Annotated in this window: 13 protein-coding genes; all 13 read right to left on the reverse strand. The window is 41.7% G+C overall.

Translation table 11 applies throughout. From position 1 onward, the window contains the following. Nucleotides 1–2,523: a transglycosylase domain-containing protein gene (locus HPS53_RS06155; protein ID WP_172205213.1), complete on the reverse strand. Its 2,523-nt coding sequence runs from the start codon at nucleotides 2,521–2,523 to the stop codon at nucleotides 1–3. Next, nucleotides 2,513–3,427 (reverse strand): tRNA (adenosine(37)-N6)-dimethylallyltransferase MiaA, encoded by a 915-nt coding sequence (gene miaA, locus HPS53_RS06160; protein WP_104370007.1) that lies wholly within the window; start codon nucleotides 3,425–3,427, stop codon nucleotides 2,513–2,515. The genes HPS53_RS06155 and miaA overlap by 11 nt, the downstream gene beginning before the upstream one ends. Next, nucleotides 3,427–4,197 carry an acyl-ACP--UDP-N-acetylglucosamine O-acyltransferase gene (gene lpxA / locus HPS53_RS06165; protein ID WP_104370006.1) on the reverse strand — a complete coding sequence of 257 codons (771 nt, stop codon included), beginning with the start codon at nucleotides 4,195–4,197 and terminating at the stop codon, nucleotides 3,427–3,429. The genes miaA and lpxA overlap by 1 nt, the downstream gene beginning before the upstream one ends. 11 nt (nucleotides 4,198–4,208) lie before the next feature. After that, on the reverse strand, nucleotides 4,209–5,594 hold the full coding sequence (locus HPS53_RS06170; RefSeq protein WP_104370005.1) for a bifunctional UDP-3-O-[3-hydroxymyristoyl] N-acetylglucosamine deacetylase/3-hydroxyacyl-ACP dehydratase: 1,386 nt from the start codon (nucleotides 5,592–5,594) through the stop codon (nucleotides 4,209–4,211). Nucleotides 5,595–5,603: 9 nt separating this feature from the next. Beyond that, the gene (gene lpxD, locus HPS53_RS06175; RefSeq protein WP_104370004.1) at nucleotides 5,604–6,635 is read right to left on the reverse strand and encodes a UDP-3-O-(3-hydroxymyristoyl)glucosamine N-acyltransferase; all 1,032 of its coding nucleotides are present in this window, start codon (nucleotides 6,633–6,635) and stop codon (nucleotides 5,604–5,606) included. 48 nt (nucleotides 6,636–6,683) lie between these two features. Then, nucleotides 6,684–7,904: an HD domain-containing protein gene (locus tag HPS53_RS06180; protein ID WP_104370003.1), complete on the reverse strand. Its 1,221-nt coding sequence runs from the start codon at nucleotides 7,902–7,904 to the stop codon at nucleotides 6,684–6,686. Next, a complete protein-coding gene (gene pyrF, locus HPS53_RS06185) occupies nucleotides 7,897–8,721 on the reverse strand; it encodes an orotidine-5'-phosphate decarboxylase (protein ID WP_172205124.1) in 825 nt (274 codons plus the stop codon). The genes HPS53_RS06180 and pyrF overlap by 8 nt, the downstream gene beginning before the upstream one ends. A 53-nt stretch (nucleotides 8,722–8,774) precedes the next feature. Next, nucleotides 8,775–9,887: a peptide chain release factor 1 gene (prfA, locus tag HPS53_RS06190; RefSeq protein ID WP_104370001.1), complete on the reverse strand. Its 1,113-nt coding sequence runs from the start codon at nucleotides 9,885–9,887 to the stop codon at nucleotides 8,775–8,777. A 90-nt stretch (nucleotides 9,888–9,977) separates the two neighbouring features. Continuing rightward, the gene (locus HPS53_RS06195; RefSeq protein ID WP_172205127.1) at nucleotides 9,978–11,147 is read right to left on the reverse strand and encodes an AIR synthase-related protein; all 1,170 of its coding nucleotides are present in this window, start codon (nucleotides 11,145–11,147) and stop codon (nucleotides 9,978–9,980) included. A gap of 38 nt (nucleotides 11,148–11,185) precedes the next feature. Further along, a complete protein-coding gene (locus HPS53_RS06200; RefSeq protein ID WP_104369999.1) occupies nucleotides 11,186–11,932 on the reverse strand; it encodes a shikimate dehydrogenase in 747 nt (248 codons plus the stop codon). A 15-nt stretch (nucleotides 11,933–11,947) separates the two neighbouring features. Then, entirely contained in the window at nucleotides 11,948–12,682 is a 735-nt protein-coding gene (gene ubiE / locus HPS53_RS06205) for a bifunctional demethylmenaquinone methyltransferase/2-methoxy-6-polyprenyl-1,4-benzoquinol methylase UbiE (protein WP_104369998.1), read from the reverse strand. Next, nucleotides 12,683–13,630: a phosphoribosylaminoimidazolesuccinocarboxamide synthase gene (locus HPS53_RS06210; protein WP_104369997.1), complete on the reverse strand. Its 948-nt coding sequence runs from the start codon at nucleotides 13,628–13,630 to the stop codon at nucleotides 12,683–12,685. After that, nucleotides 13,608–14,591 (reverse strand): PhoH family protein, encoded by a 984-nt coding sequence (locus HPS53_RS06215; RefSeq protein WP_104369996.1) that lies wholly within the window; start codon nucleotides 14,589–14,591, stop codon nucleotides 13,608–13,610. The genes HPS53_RS06210 and HPS53_RS06215 overlap by 23 nt, the downstream gene beginning before the upstream one ends. Between the last annotated feature and the right edge of the window lie 261 nt (nucleotides 14,592–14,852).

Consider the following 14,852-nt stretch of genomic DNA (forward strand, 5'->3'; position numbering starts at 1 on the left):
TCAGAAATATACATCGTCATAAGTGACTGTGTTGTTTTTCTTTTTTTCAGTCGCTTCGCCATTAGGCTGAGCATCGGGAGAACCTGAAATGTTATCATTGGTAGTTTCGGATTTCTTTTGTATCGGATTTCCGTTTTCATCAATGAGTATTTCTTCTTCTGCAACTTGAACACTGTCAATATCTGTACTATCCTCTTCTTTTTTGTGATAGTAACTGCTGCATGTATACATGTCATACTTCACCGCTTCATCTTTTGGTTTGGAAAATTTACCGTGATATTCTTTGAAAGCAGGGTCATTAAGTACTGACTCGAAGAAATATCCGCAGATAGGTAAGGCTGTGCGGCTTCCTTGTCCGAGAGCACCGGTACGGAAGTGTATAGAACGGTATTCTCCGCCTACCCATGCGCCGGCAACAAGTTTTGGACTGACGCCGACAAACCATGCGTCGGAGTGGTTGTTTGATGTTCCGGTCTTTCCGCCGAATTCAGTGTCGTTATGCTTACCTACATATCCCCAAAGGCTCATGCTGGTTGCTCCCGGCTCCCGCAGTCCGCTTTGCAGGAGTTGCTGCATGAGGAATGCACTTTTGTATGGTATGGCCTGATGCTGTTCGGTGGGAGCGGTGTATACTTCTTTTCCGTTGCGGTCGAGAATTTTTGTCACGAGCACGGGCTCGTGCATTTTTCCATCATTTATTACTGTGGAGTATGCATTCACAAGTTCAAGCAGATTAACATCACTGGATCCGAGAGACAATGCCGGAGTATTGTCGAGCGGACTTACTATACCCATTGCATGGGCTGTATTCACTATATTGTCTATTCCGACTTCCTGTCCGAGTTTCACGGCTATTGAGTTTATACTCTGTGCAAATGCAGCTTTTAAAGGCATCGAATCATTCGTGAAATATCCGTTTGCGTTTGTCGGTGCCCATGTGACTTCCTTTTTCTTGAACTTATCATATACTTTCATGCTGAAATAAGAATCACGTCGTTTGTCGCATGGGGTAAGACCTTGGTTCATTGCCTCTGTATATACAAATAGTTTGAAAGTCGATCCAGGTTGTCTCATAGCTGTTACTTTATCATATTTCCATGCATCGAAATCTATATCGCCAACCCACGCCTTAACATATCCTGTGGTTGGTTCCATAGCCACAAAACCACAGTGCATGAAGCGGGTCATATAGCGGATAGAGTCCATCGTGCTTATTTCTTTTTCAATTGTTCCGTTCTCATAGTCAAATAGCTTGACTTTATGTGGTTTGTTCAGCCAATAGTTTACAGAATCGGGGTTATTGGGATATTTTTGGACGAGTTGTTTGTATACGGGTAATTTTTGTACTATGCCTTCAATAAAGTTGGGAATTTCAATGTGATGTTCATCCTGCCACGGATTGGTTCTTCCCCAATGATTGTTGAAGTTGCGTTGCACGACCTTCATCTGTTTGCGTGCAGCCTCTTCGGCATACTTCTGCATGCGTGTATCTACTGTGGTATATATTTTCAAACCACTGTTATAAAGGTCATAACCGTTTTCTTTGCACCATTCTTTCAGGTGATTGGCTACAGCCTCGCGAAAATAAGTCGCTTGTCCGTCATAGTTGCTTTCTACACTATAATCAAGTTTTATGGGAATATCTTTCAAAGAGTCGTATTCTTCTTTACTAAGATGTCCGTGGGTGACGAGGTTTTGCAAGACTGTATTACGTCGTTTCAGACTGTTATTCGGGTTTATTTTGGGGTTATAGTATGTTGTGGCTTTCAGCATGCCCACAAGAACAGCTGCCTGTTCGGTGGTTAACTCTGTCGGTGTATTGCCGAAGTATGTCTTGCATGCGGTTTTTATGCCAAAAGCGTTTGAACCGAAATCAACCGTGTTTGCGTACATTGTCAGAATTTCTTTCTTATCGAAAAGCATCTCTATCTTAACTGCCGTAATCCATTCCTTGCTCTTCATTATAAGCATTTTCAAGCCAGGAATGTTTCCTAATAGTCCGGTAGAGTATTGGGTGCGTACTCTGAACATGTTTTTGACAAGTTGCTGAGTGATGGTGGATGCACCACGGGCATCGTGGTGTATGACATAATCTTTTGCCGCAGCGGCCACGCCTTGGAAATCTATCCCGAAGTGTTTATAGTACCTTTCATCTTCCGTGGCGATGAGAGTTTTCCAAAAGACAGGATTTACTTCTTCATATTTTACTGGGGTTCTGTTCTCGCTGAAATACTTGCCTATGAGCACTCCGTCTGCACTATATAGTTCTGATGCCTGGCTTGTAACTGGATTTTTAATCATGTTCATACTCGGAGATTTGCCGAATAACCATAAGAAATTAATGTCTACGGCAACGAGATAAAGTATGAAAACTATAAATAGTGAGATAATTCCCGATATGGTTTTGATATACCAAGGTTTTCCCTTATACAGGCTCTTATACCAGTTGCCGATCAGGGAAATTTTGTTAATGCCGAGTTTACAATAGTAAACAAATGCGTTTTGTTTGTTTTCAGAGTCCATTTTCATATTTTTGAGATATGTAATTCATTATTTCTTCTTTGTCATCTGGGTGCACCCAATATATGTCTTTGTCTTTTTTATACCACGTCAATTGCTTGCGGGCATATCGTCTTGTATTGCTTTTTATGTGTTCAATGGCTTCTTCCAATGTATATATGCCATCTAAAAAATTAAATATCTCTTTGTAACCGACAGAGTTTAACGCATTTAAATTTCTATACTTGTAAAGCTGCCTGACTTCATCAAGTAGTCCTTCCTCCATCATTTTATCCACTCTGTTGTTAATTCTATCATAAAGTTCTTCACGACTCCTGTTAAGAGCAATCTTTATGATATTAAAAGGACGTTTTTGTTTGTTCTTTTTCCGGAAATAAGTATATGGTTTACCTGTTTGATAGCAGATTTCAAGTCCATGTATTACCCTTCGGTGGTTTTTCTTGTCAACCAGATTATAATATTCAGGATCTACGACTCTCAGTTCCTCAAGCATTCTGTCCAGACCTTCATGCTCAAAGCGTTTTTTCAACATTTCGCGAATTTCAGGCTCGATCGTGGGAATATCGTCAATGCCATTGCATACACTGTCAATGTACATCATTGACCCACCGGTCATTAAAGCTATATGGTTATTGTCATTGAACAATTTACTAAGGACTTTCATTACGTCTTGTTCAAACATAGACGCATTATAGTAGTCGTTCAAATTAAGAGCACCCACAAAATAATGGTGAACGTCTTTGAGTTGTTCTTTTGTGGGTGCTGCTGTTCCTATTTTCAGGCCTTTATATATCTGTCTCGAATCAGCATTAATGATAGGTATGCCATATTTTTTAGCAATATCCATACATAATGCGGTTTTTCCTACCGCAGTAGGCCCGGTGATGACAATAAGTGTATCTTTCATTAGCGAATTATACCTCGCTTGGAGTTCTCAATGAAAGAGCATATATATTCAACCTCCTTAACATTGGGATACTTGGCTCTTGCTTCTTGGATACCGTCTTTTATAAGGCCATTGGCATATATTATGCGGTACGTGTCGTGTATTATGTCTATTGTTTCATTGCTAAAACCGCGACGACGCAATCCGACAATATTTATACCACAGTACTTTGTAGGTTCTTTTCCCGCAATAATATATGGAGGAATGTCTTGGCTGAAACGACATCCGCCTTGAATCATTACATAACCGCCGATATGACAGAATTGATGACAAAGTACCGAGGCACTAATTATGGCATTGTCATCCACACAAACTTCTCCGGCGAACTTCGTTGAATTGCCTATGATCAGGCCGTTGCCAATGATGCAATCATGTGCGATGTGCATATTCTCCATAAGTAAATTGCCGGAACCTACGACAGTTTTGCCTTTACTTGCCGTACCGCGACTTATTGTGACATTTTCTCTTACACTGTTGTTATCTCCAATCTCACATAGAGTCTCTTCTCCCTTGAATTTAAGATCTTGGGGTTTTGTACTTATGCTCGCACCGGGAAAAAACTCATTGTCATTCCCTATGCGTGCTCCGGTGTGTACCGTTACACTGTTATAGAACTTATTATTGTTTCCGATGACAGTGTTTTTATCTATATAGCAGAAAGGACCGATTATATTGTTGTCTCCAATTTTTGCTTCCGGACTGATAAAAGCTAATGGACTTATTTGGTTCATACCTTATCGTATTATTTGTTTTTTACTATTTGGGCAGTGAATGTCGCTTCAGAAACAATATGGTCTCCAACGAATACATAACCTTTCATTGAGGATATTCCATGACGAACCGGTGCCAGCAATTCAACTTTAAATAACAAAGTATCGCCGGGTACGACTTTCTGACGGAACTTGACACTATCTATTTTCATGAAATAAGTAGACCATCGCTCCGGCTCCTCAACAGTGTTGAGTACGAGCAGACCGCCACATTGTGCCATCGCTTCCACTTGCAATACCCCTGGCATTACCGGCTCTTGCGGGAAATGTCCTTGGAAGAACGGTTCATTGCTTGTAATGTTTTTTACACCGACAATATTTGTCGCACCCAGGGAAATAACTTTATCTACCAATTGCATCGGGTAGCGGTGGGGAAGAAGTTCGCGTATCCTGTTAACATCCATTACAGGCTCTTCGTTTGGATCGTATATAGGTGCCTGAACTTCATGCTTGCGTATCTCCTTTCTCATTTGGCGGGCAAACTTATTGTTTATGGTATGTCCAGGGCGTGTGGCAATAATGCGTCCTTTTATAGGTTTACCAATAAGAGCCAAATCACCGACAATGTCGAGTAGTTTGTGCCGAGTGCATTCATTTTCCCAAACCAAAGGCTTGTTTTGGATATATCCGAGCTCTTCGGCATCATGGTGTCTTGCTTGAATCATATCGGCCAATTTGTCCAATTGCTCTTGCGATATTTGTTTTTCGTATATTACAATGGCGTTGTCCAAATCGCCTCCCTTTATTAGGTTGGCTTTGAGTAAAGGTTCAATATCACGTACAAAAACAAAAGTGCGTGCAGGTGCAATTTCTGTTGTGAAGTTCTCTATCTTGTCAAGAGAGGCGAATTGGCTGTTAATGAATTTAGAGTTAAACGAGCACATTGTCGTAAGACTAAACTCATCATCAGGCAAAATTGTTATACATGAACCGGTTTCTTCATCTTTTACCTCAATCTTTTTGCGTATTATATACCAATCTTTGGGAGCATTTTGCTCTTCTGTCCCGATCTCATTAATTTTTTCTATATATTTGCTTGCACTTCCATCTAAGATTGGAAATTCAGGGCCGTTTACTTGAATTAGACAGTTGTCAATGCCTAATGCATATAAAGCCGCCAGTCCATGTTCTATGGTTGAGACTTTGGCATCTCCTTTTCCGATAACGGTTCCACGCTGTGTATCAATTACATTTTCTGCAATGGCATCTATTATCGGCATTCCTTCCAGGTCGATTCGTTGTATCTTATAGCCGGTGTTTTCCGGTGCAGGGTTAAATGTGATGGTAAGACTTAATCCTGTATGTAATCCTTTTCCACAAAGTGAAAAACTTCCTTTTAGTGTTTTTTGCTTCATCATAAAATAAAATTATTTATTCTTTAATTCTTCAATTTGTTTTTGTAGTTCGTTAATCTGTTTGTAAAGTTCAGGTAACTTGCGGAATATAGCTTGTGATTTAAAATAAGCTTTAGGCTCCATCGGTGGAGTGCCTATAAGTGTTTGATTACCTTTGATATTTCCAGGAACTCCGGATTGTGCACCAAGGAAAGTCTTGTCTCCGATATTGATATGTCCGGCCAATCCCACTTGTCCACCAAACATGCACCACGAGCCTACTTTTGTACTTCCGGCAATGCCGACTTGAGCGGACATTACGGTATTTTCGCCAATCTCAACATTATGGGCTACTTGGATAAGATTATCCAATTTCACACCTTTATGTATTACGGTACTTCCCATAGTGGAGCGATCAATACATGTATTGGCTCCAATTTCAACATCGTCTTCAATTGTTACAATACCGATTTGCGGTATTTTGTTATATCCGTCAGTGTTGGGGGCAAATCCAAAACCGTCTGCTCCTATTACTGTTCCGGAATGAACGGTAACGTTGTTTCCCAATTTACAATTCTCATAGATTGTTACGTTCGGATATATTTTTGTGTTGTTTCCAATCTTTACATTCTCTCCAATCACTGTGTTGGGATAAATCATGCTGTTATCTCCAATCACAGCGTTATCTCCTATCACGGCAAATGCTCCGATATAGGCATCTTTTCCGATTATTGCGGTAGGGGCGATTGAAGCGAGGGGATTTATCCCCTTTTTTCTTGGTTTGCTTGATTCGTAAAGTTGTAATAATTTAGCAACGCATTCATAAGCATTTTTTACTCTGATGAGAGTTGCCGCTACCGGCTTGTTTAATTCAACATCCTCGTTGATGAGAATTATGCTCGACTCGCTGTCATAAATATATTGTGTATATTTGGGATTCGAAAGAAAAGATATTGCTCCTGCTTTTCCTTCTTCTATTTTCGCAAAGGTGTGAACTGTGGCATTTGCATCTCCTTCAACTTTACCACCGATAAAATCGGCAATTTGTTTTGCTGTAAATTCCATTTGCAGTTAATTTATTTTCTATTAATATGCAAATATAACAAATTTTATTTATATGCGTTGATAACAGAGATAATATTTTCTTATTTTTTTAGAAAGCAGTTGCATATTAAGTATTTCAGAAGCCTTTGAAATATCCTTTGTTGTTCCATCTTTATATAGAATGGTTATCTTGTCATCGTTTGTGTCATACATGTCTTTTTGAATGGTGTTGACGCTTATCATGTAGCTCGTGTCTTTTTCTTCGATGGCAAACTTTTTTGCAATACCGTGTCTTATTTCTGAAATTCGGTTTTCAGATATTGGTTCGTCGTAAACCTCAACCTTGAAAATGTTTCTGTTAATCATGTCACATGATAAAGTCGATAATATCTTGTCGTCATGATTTGCCCATACTTTCAGAGAACTCCAAATATCATTGTCGTCAAGACATTCGTACATCTTTAAGGCTTCATCGTGCTCATAGAACCAAGCACGGTTTACATCATTATTCAGAAAATAGGATAATGCAGGAGTAGCGAATAGTTTGTGGCCTTCATTTACCAGATGTTTAGCTCGTGTTAGTGCGTTGATCAGAACTTTTTCATAAGCTACGGCTGTCTTATGTAGATATACTTGCCAGTACATCAACCGTCGTGATGTGAGATAATTCTCTATGGAATATATTCCTTTTGAGTCGGCAACCAATTGGTCGTCGTGGACATTGAGCATCTTTATTATTCGCGCGCTTCCGATATTACCCTCTGTAACTCCTGTATAGAAAGAATCTCTGCGTAAATAATCAAGTCTATCCATGTCAAGTTGACTGCTTATGAGCTGATGAAGGAACTTCTTGGGGTATTCATCTTTAAAAATTTTCATGGCAAGATTAAGATGACCGCCGAGTTCCTTGTTTATCTGCTCCATCATAAGCAGCGATATTTCTTCATGGGAAATGTCTTTTATGAGTGTGTGTTCAAGTACATGACTGAACGGTCCGTGCCCTATATCATGCATAAGTATGGCCGCTTCGACTGCCTCTGCCTCACTATCAAAAATAAAGTTACCTTTTTGTTGTAGTGAAAGTATAGCTTCACTCATGAGGTGAAAAGCTCCCAATGAATGCAGAAATCGTGTATGTTGTGCGCCTGGATATACAACAGAAGCCAATCCCAACTGGTTTATGCGTGTCAATCGTTGCATAAGCGGATGTTTGACGATGTCAAGCAATAAACCGGTTGGGATTTTTATAAATCCGAAAACCGGATCGTTTATAATTTTAGCTTCATTCATTACATGCTAATTCGGCTTCCATTTCTTTTTGCAGTTCCTTTGCTTTTTGGGCGGCAATTTCTGCAAAATCCTCTCCTGTGGAAGCATATATTATTCCGCGGCTGCTGTTTACAAGAAGCCCGCAATCTTTATTCATACCGTATTTGCAAACTTCTTGCAAACTTCCTCCTTGAGCTCCTACACCTGGGACAAGAAGGAAATGATTGGGGGCAATTTTTCTTATGTCTCTGAACATCTCGCCTTGGGTGGCTCCTACTACGAACATCATATTCTCGTCATTTCCCCAATTTTGGCTTTTTTGAAGTACTTTTTCAAACAGTCTCTGTCCGTTTTTATCTTCCATAAGCTGGAAATCGTGACTGCCTTTGTTGCTTGTAAGTGCTAAAAGTATTACCCACTTGTTTTCATATTTTAAGAAAGGGGTGACACTGTCTTCTCCCATATAAGGGGCGACGGTCAAAGCGTCAATGTCATATTCTTCAAAAAATGTGCGGGCATACATATCCGATGTGTTTCCGATGTCTCCGCGCTTGGCATCTGCGATGATAAAATGTTTGGGATAGTTCTCTTTGAGATATTTTATTGTTTTCTCAAATGAAACCATACCTTTAACGCCGAACGCTTCATAAAAAGCCAAGTTGGGTTTATACGACACACAATATGGTGATGTCGCGTCTATTATTGCTTTATTGAATGCGAATATAGGATCTTCATCTTTTAGCAGATGCGGCGGGATTTTTTTTGTATCGGTATCTAATCCGACACACAGAAAACTTTTCTTTAATCTGATTTGTTCTATTAATTCTTGTCTGTTCATTATTGTCTTTATTTAATAATGGAAAGATTATCGTAACACTTGCCGATTTATTATTACAGCTCGGCTTCTTTCATACGTTCTGCATTTTCTGCTACGGTAAGGGCGTCAATCATAGCTTGTATGTCTCCACCCATGAAGCCTTGCAAGTCGTGGGTGGTAAATCCTATGCGATGATCCGTAACACGTCCTTGCGGGAAATTATATGTTCGAATTTTTGCGCTGCGGTCTCCCGTAGATACAAGTGTTTTGCGTCTGTTGGCAATGTCATCGACATATTTCTGATGTTCCCTGTCGTATATGAATGTTCGCAAACGTGACAAAGCTCTTTCTTTATTCTTTGGTTGGTCTCGTGTTTCTGTACATTCAATAAGTATCTCTTCCGTCTCTCCGGTATTGGGGTTTTTCCAGGGATAACGCAGGCGCACGCCTGATTCTACTTTGTTTACGTTCTGTCCTCCGGCTCCCGAACTTCTGAACGTATCCCATTTGATGTCTCCTTCATTTATGTTTACCTCGAATTTGTCGGCTTCAGGAAGTACGGCCACTGTTGCCGCGCTTGTGTGCATGCGTCCTTGTGTCTCGGTTGCCGGTACACGTTGCACGCGGTGTACTCCTGATTCATATTTCAATACTCCATACACGCAATCTCCGCTTACGGCAAAATCAATTTCCTTAAATCCTCCTACAGCTCCTTCGCTTGCACTGGTTATCGATAGGCTCCAGCCTTTGGAGTCGCAATACTTTTTATACATTTGGAACAGGTCGCCGGCAAACAGGGCGGCTTCGTCTCCGCCGGTTCCGGCTCTTATTTCCATTTGTACATTCTTTGCGTCTTCCGGGTCTTTGGGGATGAGTGCAAACTTAATCTCTTCTTCAATCTTAGGCATCAGTTTTTCGTTAATGGCCAGTTCCTCGCGGGCCATCTCTTTCATTTCAGGATCATTTTCATTCGAAAGAATATCTTTTGCTTCCGTAATACCGTTGATGCAGTTAATATAACGTTTGCGGGCATCCATAATGTCGCCGAGGTCCTTGTATTCGCGGGTTAGTTTTACGTAACGTTCCTGATCTGCGATTACGCTTGGGTCTGTAATCAACGTCCCTACTTCCTCATAACGGCTCACAAGACCGTCAAGTTTTTCGAGTATATTGTTGTTGTCTATCATTAATTGTCTGTTGTTTCTTTTTTCAAGCAATGCCGGATTTTCTCGAAAAAACTTTATTGTTTTCTCAAATTCCTGGGTTTCGTATTTCTTTTAATACTCAAACACTCCGTATTCAGATTTTATTGCCAGGCTTTTCTTTCCTTCTTCTACACGTCCGACTATCTGAGCGTCAATATTGAAACTTTTGCTTATTTCAATTATAGAGTCGGCAAGTTCCGGGTTTACGTATATTTCCATGCGGTGCCCCATGTTGAACACCTTGTACATTTCTTTCCAGTCGGTACCGCTCTCTTCGCTGATGATTTTGAAAAGTGGGGGGACAGGGAACATATTGTCTTTTATCACCTTGCAGTTGTCTCCGACGAAATGTAGCACTTTGGTCTGTGCGCCGCCGGTACAATGCACCATTCCGTGTATGTCTTTTCGGTGAGCATCCAGGATTTTCTTTATCACAGGAGCATAAGTACGGGTGGGGGAGAGTACAAGTTTACCGGCATTGACATCCGTACCATCCACAGCCTGCTCCAAACTGTAGTTTCCGCTATATACAAGTTCATCAGGGACTGCATGGTCATAGCTTTCCGGATATTTCTCGGCAAGGTATTTGGAGAACACATCGTGACGTGCGCTTGTAAGCCCGTTGCTTCCCATTCCTCCGTTGTATTGCTGCTCATAAGACGCCTTGCCTGACGAAGAAAGACCAACGATGATGTCTCCCGGTTTGATGTTGGCATTGTCGATAACATCACTTCTTTTCATTCGGCATGTCACGGTAGAGTCAACGATAATCGTACGCACAAGGTCTCCCACATCGGCTGTCTCGCCGCCGGTGGCGTATATGCCTATTCCCATTTCACGCATTTGCGCAAGAAGTTCGTCGGTACCGTTTATTATAGCCGATATTACTTCGCCCGGAACAAGCATTTTATTACGTCCGATCGTGCTTGAAACAAGGATATTGTCCACCGCTCCTACGCAAAGCAAATCATCTGTGTTCATTATCAATGCGTCTTGCGCTATTCCTTTCCATACGCTTAAATCACCTGTCTCTTTCCAATACATGTATGCCAGAGCCGATTTGGTGCCTGCCCCGTCTGCGTGCATGATATTACAATACTCGGGGTCTCCGCCCAAAATGTCGGGGATTATCTTGCAGAATGCCTGCGGAAAGATTCCTTTGTCAATATTCTTAATGGCATTATGCACATCTTCTTTGGCTGCGCTTACACCGCGCATCATATATCGGTTATTCTTGTCCATAAATATTTTTGATATTAATAGTGTTTATTTCGGTGCTTTCAATCTTTGTTGTTCCAAAACTCCCAACTTGCGAATGCTTGTAACAACAGCATCTCAAGTCCGTTTTTAACATTGGCGCCATATTCTATGCCATTTTTCATGAATAGCGTCTCGTCCGGATTGTATATAAGATCGTAGAGAATCGTGTGATTATCCATTGCCTCGTATGGCAGTTGCGGACACTCGTCGGAGTGTGGATACATCCCGCACGGCGTGCAGTTCACAATCACGTTGTATTCTTTTATCACTTCCGGTGTCACATCTGTATACTGTATAGTTCCGGGACGTTTGTATCTGCTGACGAAGACAGTTTCGAGACCTAAAGATTTGAGGCCGTAATCGATGGCTTTCGATGCGCCTCCTGTGCCGAGAATCAATGCTTTCTTGTGATATTTTTCTAACATAGGCTCAATGCTTTGTGTAAATCCTATCACATCGGAATTATATCCTTTCAGCGTTACCTTATTGTTTTCATGTATCACCCTAATCACATTTACGGCTCCGATGGCTCTTGCTTCGGGACTCAGTGCGTCAAGATACGATATTACTTTTTCCTTATATGGAATAGTGACATTAAGTCCCCGCAGGTTTGGGGTTGAATCGATAATTTCCATCAGCGATTCTATTGACTGAATTTCAAAGTTCTCGTATCGGGCGTTTATTCCCTCGTCTTCAAATTTTTGGTTGAAGTAGCTTATCGAGAACGAATGTAGAAGCGGGTAGCCGATTAAACCGTATATGTCCATAGGGGTGTGTTTGTTTTATTTTGTTGCGAAATATAAGGTGCAGATGCCGAATGTGAGACGTTTGAAACCTGGGGCTCTGAAGCCGGCATTCTTCAATATTTCAATCATTTTCTCCCCTTGCGGGAAAGCCTCTATCGTTTTTATCAGATAGTTGTAAGCGGCCGGATCTTTTGAAATCATGTGTCCGTATGCCGGTAGAAATGTGTGAGAATAAATTCTGAACAACTGTTTCATCGGGAATCTGACAGGTGATGTCAGTTCTATGATGGACAGATGACCGCCCTTTTTCATTACTCTGTGCATCTCTTTTAATCCAAGGTCAAGGTTTTCAAAGTTCCGGATGCCGAAAGCCGCTGTCACCGCATCGAATGAATTGTCACCGAATGAAAGGCTCATGCAGTCTTCTTTCGAGAAAGAGATAATATCCGACAGGTTTTTACGAGCTGCTTTCCTGCGTCCGATTTCCATCATGCCGTTGCTTATGTCGACTCCCGTTATCTTGCATTGGGGAAGGCTTTCTGCTTGCATTATTGCAAAATCACCGGTCCCTGTGGCTATGTCGAGTATTGATTTGGGGGCATATCGTGCAAGTTGGCTTATGGCTTTTCGTCGCCAATACCTGTCGATGTTCCACGACAGGCGGTGGTTTAGAGTGTCATAGGTAGAGGCGATGTTGTCAAACATCAACTCTACCTGTTCCCCTTTGTCGGCCGATTGTCCGTATGGTTTTATCTCTTCCTGCTTGTACATTTATCTGCCGGCAAGATATTCGTTTACGTTCTTTTCTATTCGTGCCGCAATGTCATCGCTGTCCGCAGCCTTTGCGAATTTCTCTCCAGTGATATGTTCAAACAGTTCGATATAGCGGTCGCTCACGCTTTCGGCGTACTCGTCCGTTATTTCCGGCATTGTCTGTCCCGGTTCGTTCATGAAGTTATGCTCTATGAGCCATTGGCGTACAAATTCCTTTGACAGTTGCTTCTGTGGCTCGCCTTTGTCAAATTTCTCCTCATATCCGTCTGCATAGAAATAGCGGCTCGAATCCGGAGTGTGTATTTCATCTATGAGATAGACTTTTCCGTCTCGTTTGCCAAACTCATACTTTGTGTCTACGAGTATAAGCCCTTGTTTGTCAGCTATATCTTGGCCTCTCTTAAAGAGTTTTCTTGTGTAGTCTTCCATTACGGCATAGTCTTCCGCGCTTACTATGCCTTGCTTTATTATCTCGTCTTTCGATATGTTCATGTCATGTCCTTCGTCGGCTTTTGTCGTCGGGGTGATGATCGGCTCTGGGAAGCGTTGGTTCTCTCTCATGCCATCAGGCAGTTTCACGCCGCAAATCTCTCTGCATCCCTTTTGATAGTCGCGCCATGCCGACCCGGTAAGGATAGAACGGATAATCATTTCAACTCTGAAACCTTCGCATTTCAGACCCACTGTTACCATTGGGTCGGGGGTGGCGAGTTTCCAGTTTGGACAAATGTCGCTGGTGGCATCGAGGAATTTTGCGGCAATCTGGTTCAGCACCTGACCTTTGAACGGAATGCCTTTGGGAAGAATGACGTCGAATGCTGAAATTCTGTCTGTGGCAACCATGACCATCAGGTCGTTGTTAATGTCATACACGTCGCGTACTTTTCCGTGATACACGCTTGTCTGTCCCTGAAAATTGAAATCAGTTCTTGTTAATGCTTTCATCGTTATTCTGTTGTTTTGATATTTTTGTTTTGTCGAATGCCTCGTATGCGTTTACAATCCGTGTCACGAGCTTGTGGCGCACTATATCTTTTTGATTGAGATTTATAATGCTTATTCCTTCAATGCCGTTCAGTATTCTCAAAGCTTCCACAAGTCCGCTCTTCTGTTCTCTCGGAAGGTCAACTTGGGTCATGTCTCCCGTGACGATCATTTTTGTGTTCCATCCCATTCGCGTGATAAACATTCTTATCTGTGCGGGAGTGGTGTTTTGAGCCTCGTCCAAAATCACCACTGCATCGCTCAGTGTGCGTCCGCGCATGAATGCCAGTGGAGCAATCTGTATGATGTGTTTTTCCATCATGTCTTGCAGTTTCGCTGCCGGTATCATATCTTCGAGAGCATCGTAGAGCGGTTGCAGGTACGGGTCTATTTTATCTTTCATGTCGCCTGGCAGGAAACCCAGTTTCTCGCCGGCTTCCACCGCAGGGCGACTCAAGATTATCTTTTTTATTGTTTTTTCTTTAAGTGCTTTTACCGCAAGTGCTATACTGAGGTAGGTTTTTCCTGTTCCTGCCGGGCCTACGGCGAATACCATATCATTGGCGTGGTATGCTTCTATTAGTTTTTGTTGGTTTTCGCCACGGGCCTTTATCGGTTTGCCGGATATGTTGTATACGATGACTCCTTCGGGAAACTCATCATTGGGGCGTTCACCGTTGACGATTTTTATAATGTCTTCTTCATTCAGAGTGTTGAATTTAAGCACGTGTCTGCGCATTTTCTCGGTGCTTTCCTCGAATGCGCACATTTGTTCCTCGTCTCCGAGCACGCGCATGACATTGTCGCGCGCCACTATTCTCAGTTTGGGATATAACGCTTTTATCATTTGCAGATGAGCGTTGTTGACTCCGTAGAACGTTACGGGGTCTATGTCTTCAAGTACGATATGCTTCTCTATCAATTTCTTATGATTTTGAATTTTGTTGCAAAATTAGCGAAAAACGTTGTAATATACGAATAAAATCTGCAAAAAACATTGTTTATACTACATGTCTTTTCTGTATTAAAATATTGTTTATATGTTCTTTCGGTTTTGTTGGGTTTCGCATGCCGGGGCGGCCATCGGTCAGTTAATCCGAACGGGATATATCCGTATAGTATTGCGGATGTCCGTAAGAAAAGCCTTGACATGGTAATTATCTTGAAAGGTAAGTGATATGCG

Origin of the sequence: Prevotella sp. PTAC, from assembly GCF_013166535.1 — a bacterium.
GTDB lineage: Bacteria > Bacteroidota > Bacteroidia > Bacteroidales > Bacteroidaceae > Prevotella.